General features: G+C 69.5%; 16 protein-coding genes. 6 read left to right on the top strand and 10 right to left on the bottom strand.

Annotated elements, in window-relative coordinates; translation table 11 throughout:
* The first annotated feature begins 16 nt into the window (after positions 1 to 16).
* Complete coding sequence (chrA, locus tag MWN33_RS17595; RefSeq protein ID WP_281493843.1) at positions 17 to 1252, top strand: chromate efflux transporter; 1236 nt, start codon at positions 17 to 19, stop codon at positions 1250 to 1252.
* A 37-nt stretch (positions 1253 to 1289) separates the two neighbouring features.
* On the opposite strand, the gene MWN33_RS17590 is transcribed toward chrA, so the two are convergent.
* On the bottom strand, positions 1290 to 2060 hold the full coding sequence (locus MWN33_RS17590) for an SDR family NAD(P)-dependent oxidoreductase (RefSeq protein ID WP_247202355.1): 771 nt from the start codon (positions 2058 to 2060) through the stop codon (positions 1290 to 1292).
* Between the two features lie 363 nt (positions 2061 to 2423).
* On the opposite strand from MWN33_RS17590, the gene MWN33_RS17585 reads away from it, so the two are divergent.
* Positions 2424 to 3014: a protease inhibitor Inh/omp19 family protein gene (locus MWN33_RS17585; RefSeq protein WP_247202354.1), complete on the top strand. Its 591-nt coding sequence runs from the start codon at positions 2424 to 2426 to the stop codon at positions 3012 to 3014.
* A gap of 311 nt (positions 3015 to 3325) precedes the next feature.
* Positions 3326 to 3565 (top strand): transferase, encoded by a 240-nt coding sequence (locus MWN33_RS17580; RefSeq protein ID WP_247202353.1) that lies wholly within the window; start codon positions 3326 to 3328, stop codon positions 3563 to 3565.
* An 82-nt stretch (positions 3566 to 3647) separates the two neighbouring features.
* Here MWN33_RS17580 and pssA read toward each other — a convergent pair whose 3' ends face one another.
* The 4 genes from pssA to MWN33_RS17560 all read right to left on the bottom strand — a co-directional run bounded on the left by pssA (position 3648) and on the right by MWN33_RS17560 (position 7830).
* Positions 3648 to 4541 (bottom strand): CDP-diacylglycerol--serine O-phosphatidyltransferase, encoded by an 894-nt coding sequence (gene pssA, locus MWN33_RS17575; RefSeq protein ID WP_247202352.1) that lies wholly within the window; start codon positions 4539 to 4541, stop codon positions 3648 to 3650.
* Between the two features lie 38 nt (positions 4542 to 4579).
* Positions 4580 to 5278, bottom strand: coding sequence for a phosphatidylserine decarboxylase (locus tag MWN33_RS17570; protein ID WP_247202351.1), 699 nt, complete (start codon positions 5276 to 5278; stop codon positions 4580 to 4582).
* 146 nt (positions 5279 to 5424) lie between these two features.
* Positions 5425 to 7377 carry an ABCB family ABC transporter ATP-binding protein/permease gene (locus MWN33_RS17565; RefSeq protein ID WP_247202350.1) on the bottom strand — a complete coding sequence of 651 codons (1953 nt, stop codon included), beginning with the start codon at positions 7375 to 7377 and terminating at the stop codon, positions 5425 to 5427.
* Positions 7378 to 7455: 78 nt separating this feature from the next.
* Positions 7456 to 7830 (bottom strand): ArsR/SmtB family transcription factor, encoded by a 375-nt coding sequence (locus MWN33_RS17560; RefSeq protein ID WP_247202349.1) that lies wholly within the window; start codon positions 7828 to 7830, stop codon positions 7456 to 7458.
* 170 nt (positions 7831 to 8000) lie between these two features.
* Here MWN33_RS17560 and MWN33_RS17555 point away from each other — a divergent pair, with 170 nt between their 5' ends.
* A complete protein-coding gene (locus tag MWN33_RS17555; protein WP_247202348.1) occupies positions 8001 to 8612 on the top strand; it encodes an LOG family protein in 612 nt (203 codons plus the stop codon).
* 136 nt (positions 8613 to 8748) lie between these two features.
* On the opposite strand, the gene MWN33_RS17550 is transcribed toward MWN33_RS17555, so the two are convergent.
* The gene (locus tag MWN33_RS17550) at positions 8749 to 9267 is read right to left on the bottom strand and encodes a GNAT family N-acetyltransferase (RefSeq protein WP_247202347.1); all 519 of its coding nucleotides are present in this window, start codon (positions 9265 to 9267) and stop codon (positions 8749 to 8751) included.
* Complete coding sequence (gene cysS, locus MWN33_RS17545; protein ID WP_247202346.1) at positions 9249 to 10643, bottom strand: cysteine--tRNA ligase; 1395 nt, start codon at positions 10641 to 10643, stop codon at positions 9249 to 9251. Before cysS ends, MWN33_RS17550 begins: the two co-directional genes overlap by 19 nt.
* Before the next feature lie 345 nt (positions 10644 to 10988).
* On the opposite strand from cysS, the gene MWN33_RS17540 reads away from it, so the two are divergent.
* Entirely contained in the window at positions 10989 to 11342 is a 354-nt protein-coding gene (locus MWN33_RS17540; RefSeq protein ID WP_247202345.1) for a hypothetical protein, read from the top strand.
* A gap of 9 nt (positions 11343 to 11351) precedes the next feature.
* Here the strand turns inward: MWN33_RS17540 and MWN33_RS17535 are convergent, their stop codons facing one another.
* A complete protein-coding gene (locus MWN33_RS17535) occupies positions 11352 to 11879 on the bottom strand; it encodes a CreA family protein (RefSeq protein ID WP_247202344.1) in 528 nt (175 codons plus the stop codon).
* 230 nt (positions 11880 to 12109) lie between these two features.
* Between MWN33_RS17535 and MWN33_RS17530 the strand changes: the two genes are divergently transcribed.
* A complete protein-coding gene (locus MWN33_RS17530; protein WP_247202343.1) occupies positions 12110 to 13138 on the top strand; it encodes a DUF2865 domain-containing protein in 1029 nt (342 codons plus the stop codon).
* 169 nt (positions 13139 to 13307) lie between these two features.
* Here the strand turns inward: MWN33_RS17530 and MWN33_RS17525 are convergent, their stop codons facing one another.
* Together MWN33_RS17525 and MWN33_RS17520 are read right to left on the bottom strand one after the other, a co-directional pair.
* Positions 13308 to 14663, bottom strand: a complete 1356-nt coding sequence (locus MWN33_RS17525; protein WP_247202342.1) for a glutamate--tRNA ligase — start codon at positions 14661 to 14663, stop codon at positions 13308 to 13310.
* A gap of 177 nt (positions 14664 to 14840) precedes the next feature.
* Positions 14841 to 16514, bottom strand: a complete 1674-nt coding sequence (locus MWN33_RS17520) for an NAD+ synthase (RefSeq protein ID WP_247202341.1) — start codon at positions 16512 to 16514, stop codon at positions 14841 to 14843.
* Between the last annotated feature and the right edge of the window lie 10 nt (positions 16515 to 16524).

The raw sequence follows: 16524 nt of genomic DNA, 5'->3' as shown, positions 1-16524 counted from the left end.
GGCTAACGCTCGCGCCATGAGCGACCCGCAGCCCGCCACCGTCCCGCCCACCTTTGCCGCCCCACCCGAACAGGGGAGCGTGCGCGAGGTGTTCCTCGCCTTCCTGCGCCTCGGCGTCACCTCCTTCGGCGGGCCGGTGGCGCATCTGGGCTATTTCCGCGAGGACCTCGTGCGGCGGCGGCGCTGGCTGAGCGAGGAGAGCTACGCCAATCTCGTGGCGCTGTGCCAGTTCCTGCCCGGCCCGGCCTCCAGCCAGGTCGGCATGGCGATCGGGCTGATGCGCGCGGGGCCCGCCGGCATGGCGGCGGCATGGCTCGCCTTCACCCTGCCCTCCGCCCTCATCATGCTCGGCTTCGCCTACGGCCTCATGCAGGCGGACGCCGCCGGCATCGGCGGGGGCTGGCTCGCCGGGCTGAAGGTCGCGGCGGCCGCCATCGTCGCCGACGCCGTGCTCGGCATGGCGAAGAACCTGTGCCCAGACCGGCCGCGCCGCAGCCTCGCCCTCCTCGCTGCCGCCCTCGCCGCGCTGATGCCCGGCGCGTTCGCCCAGATCCTCATCATCGCCGGCGGCGCACTGGCGGGGCTGGCGGTCATCCGGCTCGACCCCGCGCCGGTCGCCGAACCGGCGGTCCGCCATTTGCCCGGCCGGGTCGCCTCGCTCGTCGCCTTCGCGCTGTTCGCAGTGTTGCTCGCCGGCCTGCCGCTGCTGGCGCAGGCGAGCGCCGATGCCGGCATAGCCCTGTTCGACACGCTCTACCGTGCCGGCGCGCTGGTGTTCGGCGGCGGCCATGTGGTGCTTCCGCTGATCGAGGCCGAGCTGGTGCGTCCGGGCGGGCTGACGCAACAGGTCTTTCTCGCCGGCTACGGGGTCGCGCAGGCGGTGCCCGGCCCGCTGTTCAGCTTCGCCGCCTATGTCGGGGCGATGATGCCGACCGCGCCGAACGGCGCGCTGGGTGGCGCCATCGCGCTCGTCGGCGCCTTCCTGCCTTCGGCGCTGCTGGTCTATGCGGCGCTGCGCTTCTGGACGCGGCTTGCCGCCGACCGGCGGGTGCGCGACGCCATGGCGGGCGTCAACGCCGCCGTGGTCGGGCTGCTCGGCGCCGCCTTCTGGGACCCGGTGGTCACGTCGAGCCTCACCTCGGGCCGCGCCTTCGCGCTGGCGCTGCTGGCTTATCTGGCGCTCGTGCTGTGGCGCGTGCCGGCGTGGGCCGTGGTCGCCGGCGCCGCTCTCGGCGGCGCCGTCCTGCTCTGAAGGTCGCGCCGCTCTCGGCGGCGCCGTGTCGCCGGCCTCAGCCGCGCGTCACCTTGAAGGGCGAGAAGCTCTGGCAGGTCGCGAAGGCCTGGATGCGGTTGATGTTCACCCGGCGCGGCAGCGTTGCGGCGAAGAACACCTGCTCGGCGATATCCTCGGCCATCATCGCCTCGGTGCCGGCATAGACGCCTTCCGACTTCGCCGCGTCGCCGTGGAAGCGCACCAGCGAGAACTCGGTCTCCACCATGCCCGGCTCGATATTGGTCACCCGCACGCCGGTGCCGGCGACGTCCGCGATCAGGTTGAGCGCGAACTGCTTCACGAAGGCCTTGGTGGCGCCGTAGGCGTTGCCGCCGGGATAGGGATAGTCGCCGGCCACCGAGCCGGTGAACAGCACATGGCCCTCCTTGCGCTCCACCATGGCGGGCAGCGTCGCGCGCACCGTGTAGAGCAGGCCCTTGATGTTGGTCTCCACCATGTCGTCCCAGTCGCTCAGAAGCGCGGCATGGGCGGGTTCCAGCCCGAGCGCGAGCCCGGCATTGGCGAACACCACGTTGAACGGGGCAAAGGCTTCCGGCAGGCCGGCCAGCGCAGCGACCAGCGCGTCATTGTCGCGCACATCCACCTCCAGCGGGTGGAAGCGGGCGCCGAGTTCGTCGCGCAGGCCGATCAGCCGGTCGGCCCGGCGGCCGGTGCCGACGACATGGGCGCCGGCCAGCGCGAAGCGCCGGGCGGTGGCCGCTCCGATGCCCGAGGTGGCCCCGGTGACGAGAACTCGCAGGGTGGCAGGATCCAGCATCTGATACATGGCGCAGCTCCTCTCGCTGCGCCGCACATAAAGCAGTTCCGCGCAAAACTGAACGGCCTTGGCGCGGAACGGGCGAGATTTCGCCGGCGCCCCCCGGCGGCCTGACGGCAAGCCGGGCACCGGCCGGGCGTTGCAGACGTGCTGATGACACTTCCTGATGCGCAGCGCCGCCGGCTGCGTTAAGCTCCCGTTGACCATGATCGCGGCAAGATCGGTGGACGGCTTTGCCGCGTCGCCCGGGTCATGCTCATGCCACGATCCTTGGGGAAACAGAACGTCCGTTCGTGGCCCGCGAGGCGCCACACGCATATGACTGGGACTGGACGTCCGGGAATACCGTTCCGGACGAGGAGTGCAGGGCCGATGAAGTTCACCGCCGCCGTCACCACGACTGCCGTCGCCGTTCTGCTGGGCGGCTGCAGCACCGTTCTGGATGGCTTCGGCGGTTCCTCGCCCTCCCCCGTCGAGACCAGCCAGATCACGCCCGCCCCGTCGGGCTCGATCGAGAGTTCGCCGGTCGCCGCGCCGGGCCTGCCGAGCTACGGCGCCAACGCCGCAAGCGCGGCCGCCGCCGTCACGCCGCGCGCGACCACCGCCTCTTCCGTGGCGCTGTCGCCGCCGCCGGCCACCGCGCCGGGCGGGGTCGCCTATGCCGAGCCGGGCGCCGCCCGCACCCAGCTCGCCGGCACCTGGACCTATGCGTGGGACAACGGCCAGAAGCAGTGCCGCGTCACCCTTTCGACCGATCGCGGCATGACCGGCTTCGCCGCCAATGCCGACGTCGACTGCCCGAACGATATTTTCATGACCAAGGGCTGGGACGTGTGGGGCAACGACATCGTGCTCCAGAATCACCTTGGCAAGGTCACCGCCCGCCTTCAGCCGGCCTCCGCCGGCCAGTATGACGGCACCGCCACCGCCGATGGCGCCAAGATCACGCTGACCCGTTCCTGACGGGCGCCGCCCGAATGACTGGAACGATCCGGTCATTTCTCAGACGTGATACGCCGGGATACGGCTAATCCCTTATTCGCCGCCGGCGGAAGGCCGTGCGCGACGGCAAGAACTGTCTCATATTTGAAATATTCGTGGCATGTCTTCGTATTGTCTCGGATGCCGGGAACACTGCGACTGTGAGAACTTCGCCACACCGGCCATCACAAGGTCGGGAACTGCAAAATAGTTCGTGCGTTGCAGGATCGGGCGCCTCATCTTGTGCATGAGGAAAGCTGATTGATTCGTTCCGGCGATCGGAGGCTGTTGTGATGCTGCAGGCAGCGAGCGTGACAGTGAATACCCTGCCCTCCGCAAAATCGCGCGAGAGCGAGGCCGTGCGCATCGTCTATGCCCGTCGCGATGTCGCGACGGTCGCGCAGCTCATGTCGCAGCATCTCGATCTGGCGCGGCCGGGCTCCGACGCCGAGGCGCTTCGGCTGCTGCGACAAGCCTTTCCCGGCGCCTCGCTGACCGCGCGCGTCGAAGCCATGGCCCGCAGGGCGCGCTGAGCGCCTCATTCCCCGTGAAAGAAAAACGGGGCCGTCGGCGGCCCCGTCATTCGGTCGGACGACCCGGCCAGAAATTCCGACCTTAGTTCAGATGGCTCGGGCGGCTGTCCGCCGCCTCTCCCGCCACGGCGGGCGGATGCGCATCGCCGGCCGCGTTCGCCGCGAGGCGCTTCTCATAGTCGCGCGTGAGCCGCGCGTGGTGCATCGCCGAGAAGGGCAGCGCCGCGAGATAGGCGACGCAGATCACCGACAGCACCGTCCACGGCCACGTCACCAGCACCGCGACGAACAGCACCACGCAGACGAAGAGCGGCATCACCTTGTCGCGCGGCACCCGCGCACCGAGCCGCTTGCCGGAGAAGGCCGGCACCTTGGAGACCATGAGCAGCGCCACCGCGAGGCAATAGGCCGCCGCCACTGCCGGCGAGGCGACGAGGCGCGGCAGGCCGATCAGCTCCAGATAGACCGGCAGCAGCACGCAGATCGCCCCCGCCGGCGCGGGCACGCCGGTGAAGAAGTCGGACGCGAAGGGCGGCTTGTTGGGGTCTTCAAGCATCACGTTGAAGCGGGCGAGACGCAGCGCCGCGCAGATGGCGAAGGCGAGCGCGGCGATCCAGCCGACCGAGCCCAGCGTCTCCAGCCCCCACATGTAGAGCACGAGGCCGGGCGCCACGCCGAAGCACACGAAATCCGACAGGCTGTCGAGCTCGGCGCCGAAGCGCGAAGTGCCCTGCAGCAGCCGGGCGAGCCGGCCGTCCAGCCCGTCGAGCACCGCCGCCAGCACGATGGCGCCGAGCGCCAGTTCCAGACGTCCCTCGATAGCCATGCGGATGCCGGTGAGGCCGGCGCACAGCGCCAGCAGCGTCACGAGGTTGGGCAGCAGGACCCGCATCGGCACCGCCTGGAAGCGGCGGCGGCGCGGTTCGGGCGAGTCCGGCTCGGCATCGGGGTCGAAGGGAGGGAACAGGTCGGCCATCGCGCGCGCTCGCTCTACGGGGCTCAATCCACGGGTGCTCAATCCACCCGGTAAGTGGTCTCCGCGCCGGGCGCGGCAAGGTCGGCCAGCACGGTTTCGCCGGCGATGGCCCGCTGGCCCTCGGCGACGGCGGGTCGGGCGCCGGCCGGCATGTAGACGTCGACGCGCGAGCCGAAGCGGATCAGGCCGTAGCGCTGCCCCGGCGCGAGGCTGTCGCCCTCATGCACGAAGCTGACGATGCGGCGGGCGACGAGGCCGGCGATCTGCACCACGCCGAAGCGGCCGAGCGAGGTCTCCAGCACCATGCCGCTGCGCTCATTGTCCTCGCTCGCCTTGTCGAGATCGGCACTGAGGAACTTGCCGGGCCGGTAGGCAATGCGGCTCACCCGGCCGGCGAGCGGGGCGCGGTTCACATGCACGTCGAACACGTTCATGAAGATGCACACGCGCGGCAGCGGCGCGTCGCCCAAACCCAGCTCGGCCGGCGGCACGGCGGGGCCAACCAGGCACACACGCCCGTCGGCCGGCGAGATCACCAGGCCCTCGCGCACCGGGGTGACACGCTCGGGATCGCGGAAGAAATAGGCGATCCACACCGTGATCAGCACGCAGATCCAGCCGAGCGGCGGCACGAGCCACAGCAGCACGGCGGACACCGAGGCGCCGATCAGCAGGAACGGGTAGCCTTCCCGATGGACCGGCACGAGGCCGCTGCGGATGGAATCGAGGACGGACATCAGGAGCCTTTCGCAAGGGGCGCCCACCGGGCTCCCGCACAGGTAGGGCCCGCAGGCCCGGCCGTCAAATGCCGGCTCGCCGCAGCACGGGGATAAGCGCCGGACGAAGCATAAGCATGCCCCACGACGCGGAGACGAGGCGCCGGTCAGGCCGCCGCGTCGTCCTTGGCCGGCTCGGCAACCTGGTCGGCAATTTGCCCGGCACCGGGATCCTCGGCCTCGCCCGCCGCCTTGAGCGTCTCGCGGGCGCGCTCGGCCTCGCGCTGGCGCTCCCACATCGAGTGGTAGAGCCCGTGCCGCAGCATTAGCGCCGCATGGGTGCCGCGCTCGGCGATGCGCCCGCGCTCCAGCACGATGATCTCGTCGGCCGAAACCACGGTGGAGAGCCGGTGCGCGATGACGAGCGTCGTACGTCCGCGCGAGACGCGCTCCAGCGCGTCCTGAATCTCGCGCTCGGTGTGGCTGTCGAGCGCCGAGGTCGCCTCGTCGAGGATGAGGATGGGCGGATTCTTCAGGATGGTGCGGGCGATGGCGACGCGCTGCTTCTCGCCGCCGGAGAGTTTCAGCCCGCGCTCGCCGACCTCGGTGGCGTAGCCCTTCGGCGTGCGGCGGACGAAGCCGTCGATCTGCGCCAGCTCGGCGGCGCGCGCCACCTCCTCGTCGGACGCCCCGGCGCGGCCGTAGCGGACATTGTAGGCCAGCGTGTCGTTGAACAGCACCGTGTCCTGCGGGACCATGCCGATGGCGGCGCGCAGGCTTTCCTGCGTGATGTCGCGCAGGTCCTGCCCGTCGATGGTGATGCGACCCTCATTGACGTCGTAGAAACGGAACAGCAGCCGCGAGATGGTCGACTTGCCGGCGCCCGACGGGCCGACAATGGCCACCGTGCGCCCGGCCGGCACCTCGAAGCTCACGCCCTTGAGAATTTCGCGGTCGGGATCGTAGGAGAAGCGCACACCCTCGAAGCGCACCGTGCCGCCCGCCAGCTCCAGCGGGCGGGCGCCGGGGGTGTCCTTCACCTCGGGCGAACGCGAGAGGATGGTGAACATCGCCTCGATGTCGATCAGCGACTGCTTGATCTCGCGATAGATCATGCCGAGGAAGTTCAGCGGCTGGTAGAGCTGGACCATCATGGCGTTGACCATGACGAAGGAGCCCACCGACTGCCGCCCGGCGCGGATGTCGAACACGCACAGCGCCATGGTGGCGGTGAGGCCCATCGTGAAGATCGCCGCCTGCCCGGCATTCAGCCAGGCCAGCGAGGTGTGGGTGTGGATCGAGGCGCGCTCGTAGCGCGCCATGGAGCGGTCGTAGCGGTCCGCTTCCCACTTCTCGGCGCCGAAATACTTCACCGTCTCGTAGTTGAGCAGGCTGTCGACCGCCTTGGCGTTGGCGTCGGTGTCGCTCTCGTTCATCGCCGCGCGGATGCCCATGCGATGCTCGGTCATTACGAAGGTGAACAGCGTGTAGCCGAGGATCATGCCGACGGTCGCAACCACATAGCGCCAGTCGAACTGCCAGAACAGCACGCCGATCACCATGGCGAATTCCAGGATGGTCGGGCCCAGATGCAGCACCAGCATGCGCACGATGGTCTCGATGCCCTCGCGCGAGCGCTCGAGGATGCGCGTCAGGCCGCCGGTCTTGCGCTCCAGGTGGAAGCGCAGCGACAGCGCGTGCATGTGCTGGAAGGTCTCCAGCGCCAGCCGGCGCACGGCGTGCATCGCCACCTTGGCGAACAGGCCGTCGCGCAGTTGCGTCAGCCCGGCCATGACGATGCGCGAGAAGCCGTAGGCGAGCGTCAGCATCAACGGCGCGGCGACCAGCAGGCTGATCGTGTCGGTGGAGATGCGCGCGCCCTCTCCCTCCGCCACCGCATCGGTCGCCCATTTGAACAGGAAAGGCGTGACCATGGTGGCGATCTTGGCGAGCACCAGCAGCAGCAGGCCCCACAGCACGCGGGCGCGCAGGTCCATGCGGTCCTGCGGCCACAGATAGGGCCAAAGTCCCTTCAGGGCGACCAGCAGGCTTCCACGCGGATCGATGCCGGAAGATTTCGAGGGGCGCGCGACGGCGGTTCCGCCCTCAGGTGCGGACATGCGGCTTCCAGTTCAGTTTCGTGCCGGGCATTGCGCCCGATTCCCGATTTTCATCATTCAGATAGGCATCCGGCGGCGTCAGACCAGTGCGCCCTCCCGCGCATCGGGGATGCGCCCGGCGGGCAACTCGGCGATGGACTCAGTGGATGTTGGGCCGCCCGCCAGCGTCGCCAGCAGCGGGCCGACCTGCCCGGCCAGCGCCGCGAGCGTCTCGCGGTCAAGGCAGTAGCAGGAGCGCGGGCCCTCGATTGTGCCGGTGATGAGCCCGGCTTCCTTCAGGACCTTCAGGTGCTGCGAGACGGTCGATTGCGCGAGAGGGAGCCCGCGTACGATCTCGCCGCACTGGCAGCGGTCGACCTGCGCCAGCGCCCGCATGATCGCCAGCCGCGCCGGATGCGCGAGGGCGCGCAGGCGCAGGGCAAGCAGTTCGTCGTCGTCGATAGCGGCAGGCATGCGCAATCGTTTATCGTCGATTGACGATGATCGCAAGACGATTATCCGTGCGGTCTCCGTGAATAGCAGCCAGCACATTGCGCCTGTCACAGGCGGATGCCATCTCGTCCCGGCGCGCGGGGAATCGAGAGTGCTTGAACCCGTCCGCGCTGCGGTGCAACGTGGTGTCCATGACGAAGATAAAGAGCGTATGCGTGTATTGCGGCGCGGCTCCGGGAGCCGACGCCATCTATATGGAAACTGCGGTCGAGCTCGGCCGGCTGTTCGCCGCCGAGGGCATCCGGCTGATCTATGGCGGGGGCGGGGTCGGGCTGATGGGCGCGACCGCCCGCGCCTGCGCCGAGGCCGGCGGCATGGTCACGGGCATCATCCCGGACTTCCTGATCGGCAAGGAGCAGGCGTTCGAGCATGCCCACGAGCTGATCGTCACGCGCGACATGCATGAGCGCAAGCGGCTGATGTTCGAGCGGGCGGATGCCTTCATCGCCCTGCCCGGCGGCATCGGCACGCTGGAGGAGTTGATCGAGCAGCTCACCTGGGTGCAGCTCAACCGCCATTCCAAGCCGGTGATGGCGCTCAACGTCGCCGGCTTCTGGGACCCGCTGCTGACCCTGCTGGACCACATGCAGTCCACCGGCTTCGTCAACGTGGCCCGGCCGGTCAAGCTGCTGGTGGCGCACAATGTGCGCACCGTACTGCCCAAGCTGAACGCGGCGGTGGCGCCGCTGAGCCCGATGGACCTGCACGGCGACGCCGAGGAGCGCGTGCTCGACCGGATGTGAGGGCGCACCCGCCGCACACCGTCATCCCCGGGCTTGGCCCGGGGATCCATGACTGAGGTCTGATCGGGATAAGACGTGGATGGCCGGGACAAGCCCGGCCATGACGGCGCAATATGCCGAAACGCCGCCCCGCTGCTCAGTGCACCGGGCCTTCCGGCGCGCCGAGCGTCTTCTCCATCGTCGTATTCGCCAGCCAGACGCCGCCGCGCTGCACGGTGTTGCGGCGCATGGGCACGTAGCCGCGCTGCTGGAAGAAGCCGAGCGCGGTGTCGCTGGCGTCCACCGTCAGGCTCTTGGCGCCGCGCGCGGCCGCCAGCTTCTCCACCGCCTCGCACAGCAGCGCGCCGATGCCCTCGCCCGCCACGTCGGGGTGGACGTAGAGCATGTCGACGAGCTGGTTGTCCTTCAGCGCGACGAAGCCGGCGGGATCGCCGCCGCGCGTCGCCACCAGCACGAGCTGACCTTCAAGCCGGGCGGCCAGCGCTTCCTCGTCGGACGCAGCCGCCGCCCAGGCTTCCTGCTGGTCCTGGTCGTAATCCTCGCCGGTGAGGCCGAGGATCGCCGCTTCGGCGATAGCGGCGAGCACGGGCGTGTCGCCAGGCAGCGCCGGGCGCAGGGCGGCGGCGGGTGGCGCACTCACCGCTTCGCCTCCCATGTCGTGGTGCCGTCCTTGTTGTCCTTCAGCGCCACGCCGAGCGCGAGCAGCTCGTCGCGGATGCGGTCGGAGGCCGCCCAGTCACGGTTGCGGCGGGCCTCGATGCGCTCTTCGATGCGCGTCGCGATCTCGGTCTCGGAAATGGCGATCTGCGGCGCGCGCGAAGCCTGCCACTCGCGCAGCGGCCCCGGTGCGAAGCCGAGGAAGGCCAGCGTGCCGGCCAGCGCCTTCTTGCCCGCATGGTCCTTCAGCGCGTGCATCTCGGCGATGGCCTTGGGCGTATTCAGATCGTCCGCCAGCGCCTCCAGCACCGCCGGGGCGGGCCGCGGATAGGCGTCGTCCGCCGCCGCGTCGAAGAACTGTTCCAGCGTCTTCGCGCTTTCCTCCAGCCCCTTCAGCGTCCAGTCGATGGGCTGGCGGTAATGGGTGCGCAGCATGTTGAAGCGCAGCACGTCGCCCGGCCAGTCCGCCAGCAGCTGGCGGATGGTGATGAAGTTGCCGAGCGATTTCGACATCTTCTCGCCTTCCACCTGCAGGAAGCCGTTGTGCATCCAGACATTGGCCATGACATTGGCATGGAAGGCGCAGCGCGACTGCGCCACCTCGTTCTCATGGTGCGGGAAGACGAGGTCGATGCCGCCGCCATGAATGTCGAAGGTCTCGCCGAGGTGCTTCCAGCTCATCGCCGAGCACTCGATGTGCCAGCCCGGCCGCCCCGGCGCGGCGATGCCTGCCGGCGAGGGCCAGCCCGGTTCGCCCGGCTTGGAGGGCTTCCACAGCACGAAGTCCATCGGGTCCTGCTTGTAGGGCGCCACATCGACGCGCGCCCCCGCTAGCATGTCGTCGAGCGGACGGTGCGAGAGCTTGCCGTAATCGGGCATCGAGGGCACCGAGAACAGCACGTGGTCCTCGGCCACATAGGCGTGGCCGGAGGCAACCAGCCTCTCGATGAGCTGGCGCATCTCGCCGATATGCTCGGTGGCGCGCGGCTCGACGTCGGGGTGCAGCACGCCGAGTGCTTCGAGGTCGTCGTGGAACTGCGCCTCGGTGGTGAACGTCACCCTGGCGATCGCCTCGTTGAGGTCGAGGCCGGGGAATTCGCTGGCGGCACGCGCGTTGATCTTGTCGTCGACGTCCGTGATGTTGCGCACATACTTCACGTGGTCGGCGCCATAGAGGTGGCGCAGCAGCCGGTAGAGCAGATCGAACACGATCACCGGGCGCGCATTGCCGATATGGGCGAAATCATAGACCGTGGGGCCGCAGACATACATGCGCACCGCCGCCGGATCGATGGGGGCGAAAGCCTCCTTCGTCCGCGTGAGCGTGTTGTAGAGCTTCAGCTCGGGAAGCGCCTGCGCGTTGGTGCCCGACATCTGGTCCTTGCCTTCCGGTCGTCTCGTCCGATCCCGCCGTCCGAATGCGGCGGCGGCGCCGCGTCTGTCGTCCGTTTGGCCGGCCGCGTCAAGCCGCCGCGCCGGTCCGGCAAAGCTTTCCGGCTTCGCCCGCCGCCAGCGGTGAGAACCGCCGGAACGCAGCCTGCGCGCGCAGGAGCACGTTGACGGGGCGGCGGGCGAGCGGCTATCTCCGCCAGCCCGATCACCAGCTTGCGTCGCGCGTCGGCCGGTGTGCGGAAGATTTTAATTTTCGCTTCAAACCTTTCCGCCACATTCGCGTTGAACTGCCACCCGGCCTTAACCAAGCAGCCAACGACCCACCCCATGCACCCCGTCATGTTCCCCGCGATGCACCCCCTGCGCTCCGCCCTTCTCGCCCTCGCCCTCTGCGCGTCTCCCGGCCTCGCCATGGCGCAGGACGCCGCGCCGCAGGGCGACCGGATCTTCCTGATCGACGCGTCCGAGGGCTATGGGGTGGATACTTGCCTCGCCGCCGGCTCCGCCTGCGGGCAGGCCATGGCGGACGCCTGGTGCCGGGTGCACGACTATCAGCAGGCGGTCGGCTTCGGCGCCGTCGCCTCCGACGCGGCCGGCGGCGTGAGCGCGGCGGCCAATGTGCGCACCGCCTGCTACGGCACCACCTGCCAGGACGCGGTGGCGATCACCTGCACGCGCTGAGCGTGCGGCTTATTTCAAGTAGTCCGCGCAACGGGGCGCCTCGCCCGAATTGCCCCACGGCATGATCGGCACGCTGGTCGTCGAGTTCTTCGGGCTGCCCTCGATCAGGCGGTCCGAATAGACGAGATAGACCAGCACGTTGCGCTTGGCATCGCAGCCGCGCACGATCTGCATCTTCTTGAAGATCAGGGAGCGGCTCTCGCGATAGACGATATCGCCCTGCTCGAACTTGCTCTTGAACGAGATCGGGCCGATCTGCCGGCAGGCGATCGAGATATCCGATACTTCCTCCGCCACGCCCAGCATCCCCTTCACCCCGCCGCGCTCGGGCTGGGTGTAGTGGCAGGCGACGCCCTGCACGACCGGATCGTCGATGCCGTAGACGGCGAGCTTGTCGTCCGGGGTAAGGAACTTCCACACCGTCGATTTCTTGAAGATAAGGTCCGGCTCCTGCGCCTGCGCCGCCCCGGCAAGGCCGAGCGCGACGGCGAGGACGGCGGCAAGCAGCGGCAGGACACGCGCGAAAGGGATGGGCATGGCGAGTGACAACTCCGATCGTCTCGTCCGCCATATGGTGTGCCGCACCGTCACCGCAAAGAGCGCTGGTGCCGCATGACAGCGAATGACGCGACCGGCTGCACGCCGTGACGAAAGCGCCTTCAAACTTTCGACAAGCTCGCAGTGCTCATTGCGTCGCCGCCCCGATTCCGGCAAACCGGCCTCAGGCGCCGCCCAACTCTACCCCACGTCCCAACGCATACCGGTTGATGATGGTCCCAGCCTCCCGCCTTGCCCTGCGCCCGGCCTCGCGCCTCGCCTCCTGCCTCCTCGCCGCCGCGGCGCTTGCCGCGTCCGCCGGGCTGGTGCGTGCGCAGGACTATCCCCCGGGCAGCGTCGGCGGCGGCGACCCCGCCGCCTGCATCCGGCTGGAGGGCCAGCTCGCGGCGCTCGACAACGGCCAGCCGGTGCCCGGACAGGCCGATATCGGCGCCACCATCGCCCAGCAGCAGCAGGACGTCGCCGACCTCTCCGCGCAGGTGCGCCAGATCGGCTGCGACAAGCGCGGCTTCCTCATCTTCCAGCCGCAGCTTCCCCCGCAGTGCGACTCGCTCAACCGGCGGCTGACCCAGGCCCGCTCGGCGCTCGACCGCACCATGATGCAGGCGCGCGGCCAGCGCAGCGGCAATGACGAGCAGCGCCGCCAGCTCATCTACGCTCTGGCGCAGAACAATTGCGGCCCGCAGTACCAGGCCGCGCTCGGCCAGGGCGGCGGCGGCCGCGGCGTCTACGGCAACATGGACCGGCGCCCGCGCAATTTCATCGAGCAGTTGTTCGGCGTGCCGCGCGAGGAAGCCGGCCCGCTCGACGTGCAGCCGATGGAGATGCCGAAGGTCTCGACCTACCGCACCGTCTGCGTGCGCACCTGCGACGGCTTCTTCTTCCCGGTCTCCTTCGCTGCGACGCCGGCCAAGTTCGGCTCCGACGAGGCCCAGTGCCAGCGCCAGTGCCCCGGCACCGAGGCGCGCCTGTTCGCCTATCGCAATCCCGGCGAGGACATCCAGAACGCGGTCGCCGCCAACGGCCAGCCCTACATGTCGCTGCCAAACGCGCTGCTGTTCAAGAAGCAGTTCGTCGCCGCCTGCTCCTGCCGCCCCGCCGGCATGAGCTGGGCGCAGGCGCTCGGCGCGCAGGAGGACCAGACGCTGCGCAAGGGCGACATCGTCGTCACCGAGGACGCCTCGCGCGAAATGTCCCAACCCCGCCCCGCAACGCCCCCTCCCGCCAAGAAGCCCTGACCGCCGGTTACGTCGGGCTTTCAAGGCTCGATCGAGCGGCCGTCATCCCCGGGCTTGACCCGGGGATCCACCTCTTCGTACGACGGCAGCAAGGCGTGGATGGCCGGGTCAAGCCCGGCCATGACGGACGCTTGAGACGTCCGCGATCCGACGATGAAATTCTGCAGACCTACGCCGCCTCGCCCCTCAGCCGCGCGGCGGCCTTCTCGCGCCCGATCAGCGGCAGCAGCGCCTTCAATTCGGGGCCGCTTTCCGCTCCGGTCAGCGCCACGCGCAGCGGGTGAAACAGCGCCCGCCCGGCACGCCCGCTCGCCGGCTTCAGGACAGCGATCCAGCGGGGATAGACGTCCTCGCCCCATTCCTGCGGCAGCAGATCGGCCGCCAGATGCAGGAATCCGGCGTCTTCGGGCGCCATCGAGGGTGTAAGCGGCCCTTCCACCACGCGCCACCAGCGGGCGGCGTCCGTCAGCCGGTCGAGATTGCCGCGCACCGCCCGCCAGAACGCCTCCCCGCCGCCGATACCGAGCGCGGCAAGCCGCGCAGCTACCGTTACGTAAGACAGGTGATGCAGCGTCGCGGCGGTGAGCGCCGTCAGTTCCTCGGGATCGAAGCGTGCCGGGGCGCGGGAGATCTTCGCGAAGTCGATGCGCGCAGCAAGTTCGTCGAGCGAGGCCACCGGCTCGACGGGAAGCGAGGTGCCGGTCAGCACGGCGAGGCCCGCCAGCGCCAGCGCCTCCTCCCCCTCGTCGCGCAGCGCGCGCAGCGAGAGATGGCCGAGCCGCTTCGACAGTCCCTCCCCGCTCGGCAGAACGAGAAGATTATGATGGCCGAACACCGGCGGCGCGGCGCCCAGCGCCTCGAATATCTCGATCTGCACGCCGGTATTGGTGACGTGGTCCTCGCCGCGCACGACATGGGTCACGCCCATCTCGATGTCGTCGACGACGGAGGTCAGCGTGTAGAGATAGGAGCCGTCCTCGCGCACCAGCACGGAATCGGAGAGGGTGGCGGTGTCGACGCCCTGCCGGCCGCGCACCATGTCGTCCCAATCGACCTTGCGACCGTCGAGGCGGAAACGCCAATGCGGCCGGCGCCCCTCGCCCTCCAGCACCGCCCGCTCGGCGCCGGTCAGCATCAGCGCCGCGCGGTCATAGACCGGCGGCAAGCCGCGCCGACGCCGCGACTGGCGCTTCGCCTCCAGCTCCTCCTCCGTCTCATAGGCGGGGTAAAGCCGGCCCGCAGCCTTCAGCCGCTCTACCGCCGCGTCGTAGCGGTCGAGCCGGCACGACTGGTACTCGATCCGGTCGGGATGCAGGCCGAGCCAGCCGATATCCTCGGCGATGGCGTCGGCGAACGCGTCCGTCGAGCGCGCCGTGTCGGTGTCGTCGTAGCGCAGGATGAAGGTGCCGCCCTCACGCCGGGCGAACAGCGCGTTGTAGAGCGCGGTGCGCGCATTGCCGACATGGAGCAGCCCGGTCGGCGACGGGGCGAAGCGCAGGACGGGGGGCGTGGTGGTTCTCGACATGCCGCGCTTATCGCCGGGATGGCTGCGGCGGGCAACTTGGTTCTCGCGAGCCGCTCATCCTTAGGAATCCACACCCGTCATGCCCGGACGTGCCGGGATCGCCTGCCAGCAATGCTCCCGGATTCCGCAGACGATCCCGGATCGGCCTTGGCCGTCCGGGATGACGGCGTGATGGAGCTATCCCCCTTCGCGGAACCTGTTGGTGATCGGATAGCGCCGGTCGCGGCCGAAATTGCGCGGCGTCACCTTCACGCCCGGCGCCGCCTGCCGGCGCTTGTATTCGGCGATGTTGAGCAGGCGCTCCACCCGCGCCACAAGCGCTGGCTCGAAGCCTTCCGCTACGATGTCGGCGACGGGGAGCTCGCGCTCCACGAGGCGCTCCAGCACCGCGTCGAGCACGTCGTAGGGCGGCAGGCTGTCCTGGTCCTTCTGATTCTCGCGCAGCTCGGCGGTCGGCGGCTTGGCAATGATGTTCTCGGGGATCACCACGCCCGAGGGCCCCAGCGCCCCGGCCGGCTTCCAGCGGTTGCGCAGCGCACTGAGGCGGAAGACCTGCGTCTTGTAGAGGTCCTTCAGCGGGTTGAAGCCGCCATTCATGTCGCCATAGAGCGTGGCGTAGCCGGTCGACATCTCCGACTTGTTGCCGGTCGTCACCACCATGGCGCCGAACTTGTTGGAGATCGACATCAGCAGCGTGCCGCGCAGGCGCGACTGCAGGTTCTCTTCCGTTACGTCGCGGGTGTGACCCTCGAACAGCGGCGCCAGCGCGCCTTCCAGCGCCTCGACCCCGGCGGCGATCGGCACGATGTCGTAGCGCACGCCCAGCGCCTGCGCGACGCCGGCCGCATCGGCCAGCGATTCCCCCGAGGTGTAGCGGTAGGGCAGCATCACGCAATGGACGCGCGACGGCCCCAGCGCGTCGACCGCCATCGCGGCGACCAGCGCGGAATCGATGCCGCCCGACAGGCCGAGCACCACGCCGGGAAAGCCGTTCTTCTCCACATAGTCGGCAAGGCCGAGCACGCAGGCCGCGTAATCCGCCTCGTCGTCCTGCAGCAGCGGGGCGCGCGCGCCCTCCTCGCAGCGCCAGCCATCCGCCCAGCGCTCCCAGCGGGTGATGCGCACGCGCTCCTGGAAATTGGGAAGCTGCACCGCCAGCGAACGGTCGGCGTTGAGCACGAAGGAGCCGCCATCGAAGACGAGTTCGTCCTGCCCGCCGAGTTGGTTCACATAGGCGAGCGGCAGCCCGCTCTCGACCACGCGCGCGACCGCGACGTTCAGGCGCTCGTCATAGACGCCGCGCCGATAGGGCGAGCCGTTCGGCACCAGCAGCATCTCGGCGCCGGTCTCGGCGAGGCACTCGATGACGTCCTGCGACCAGACATCCTCGCAGATCGGCACGCCGATGCGCACGCCGCGAAAGGCCATCGGCCCCGGCAGCGGCCCGGCGGCGAAGACACGCTTCTCGTCGAACGGGCCGTAATTGGGCAGGTCCACCTTGTAGCGGGTGGCGGCGATGGCACCGGCGTCGAGCAGCAGCGCCGCGTTGTAGAGCCGCCCGCCATCGAGCCACGGAGCCCCGACGAGCAGCGCCGGGCCCCCATCGGCGGTCTCGGCGGCGAGCGCGTCCACCGCCCGGCGGCAGGCGGCCTGGAAGGCGGGCTTCAGCACGAGGTCTTCCGGGGGGTAGCCGGACAGGAAAAGCTCGGAGAAGATGACGAGATCGGCCCCCTGCCCGGCCGCCAGCGCACGCGCCTCGCGGACTTTCGCGGCGTTGCCATCGACGTCGCCGACGACCGGGTTGAGTTGGGCGAGCGCGATGAGGAGCTGGTCGGCGGGTTCCTGAGACATGCGCGTCGTT

The sequence above is a fragment of the Ancylobacter koreensis genome (genome assembly GCF_023016525.1).
GTDB classification, from domain to species: domain Bacteria; phylum Pseudomonadota; class Alphaproteobacteria; order Rhizobiales; family Xanthobacteraceae; genus Ancylobacter; species Ancylobacter koreensis.
This window is presented reverse-complemented; position numbering and strand designations above follow the sequence as displayed.

Coding starts and splice junctions, on each gene's coding strand:
- chrA (WP_281493843.1), top strand. CDS start 17: ATGAGCGACCCGCAGCCCGCCACCGTCCCGCCCACCTTTGCCGCCCCA.
- MWN33_RS17590 (WP_247202355.1), bottom strand. CDS start 2,060: ATGTATCAGATGCTGGATCCTGCCACCCTGCGAGTTCTCGTCACCGGG.
- MWN33_RS17585 (WP_247202354.1), top strand. CDS start 2,424: ATGAAGTTCACCGCCGCCGTCACCACGACTGCCGTCGCCGTTCTGCTG.
- MWN33_RS17580 (WP_247202353.1), top strand. CDS start 3,326: ATGCTGCAGGCAGCGAGCGTGACAGTGAATACCCTGCCCTCCGCAAAA.
- pssA (WP_247202352.1), bottom strand. CDS start 4,541: ATGGCCGACCTGTTCCCTCCCTTCGACCCCGATGCCGAGCCGGACTCG.
- MWN33_RS17570 (WP_247202351.1), bottom strand. CDS start 5,278: ATGTCCGTCCTCGATTCCATCCGCAGCGGCCTCGTGCCGGTCCATCGG.
- MWN33_RS17565 (WP_247202350.1), bottom strand. CDS start 7,377: ATGTCCGCACCTGAGGGCGGAACCGCCGTCGCGCGCCCCTCGAAATCT.
- MWN33_RS17560 (WP_247202349.1), bottom strand. CDS start 7,830: ATGCCTGCCGCTATCGACGACGACGAACTGCTTGCCCTGCGCCTGCGC.
- MWN33_RS17555 (WP_247202348.1), top strand. CDS start 8,001: ATGACGAAGATAAAGAGCGTATGCGTGTATTGCGGCGCGGCTCCGGGA.
- MWN33_RS17550 (WP_247202347.1), bottom strand. CDS start 9,267: ATGGGAGGCGAAGCGGTGAGTGCGCCACCCGCCGCCGCCCTGCGCCCG.
- cysS (WP_247202346.1), bottom strand. CDS start 10,643: ATGTCGGGCACCAACGCGCAGGCGCTTCCCGAGCTGAAGCTCTACAAC.
- MWN33_RS17540 (WP_247202345.1), top strand. CDS start 10,989: ATGCACCCCGTCATGTTCCCCGCGATGCACCCCCTGCGCTCCGCCCTT.
- MWN33_RS17535 (WP_247202344.1), bottom strand. CDS start 11,879: ATGCCCATCCCTTTCGCGCGTGTCCTGCCGCTGCTTGCCGCCGTCCTC.
- MWN33_RS17530 (WP_247202343.1), top strand. CDS start 12,110: ATGATGGTCCCAGCCTCCCGCCTTGCCCTGCGCCCGGCCTCGCGCCTC.
- MWN33_RS17525 (WP_247202342.1), bottom strand. CDS start 14,663: ATGTCGAGAACCACCACGCCCCCCGTCCTGCGCTTCGCCCCGTCGCCG.
- MWN33_RS17520 (WP_247202341.1), bottom strand. CDS start 16,514: ATGTCTCAGGAACCCGCCGACCAGCTCCTCATCGCGCTCGCCCAACTC.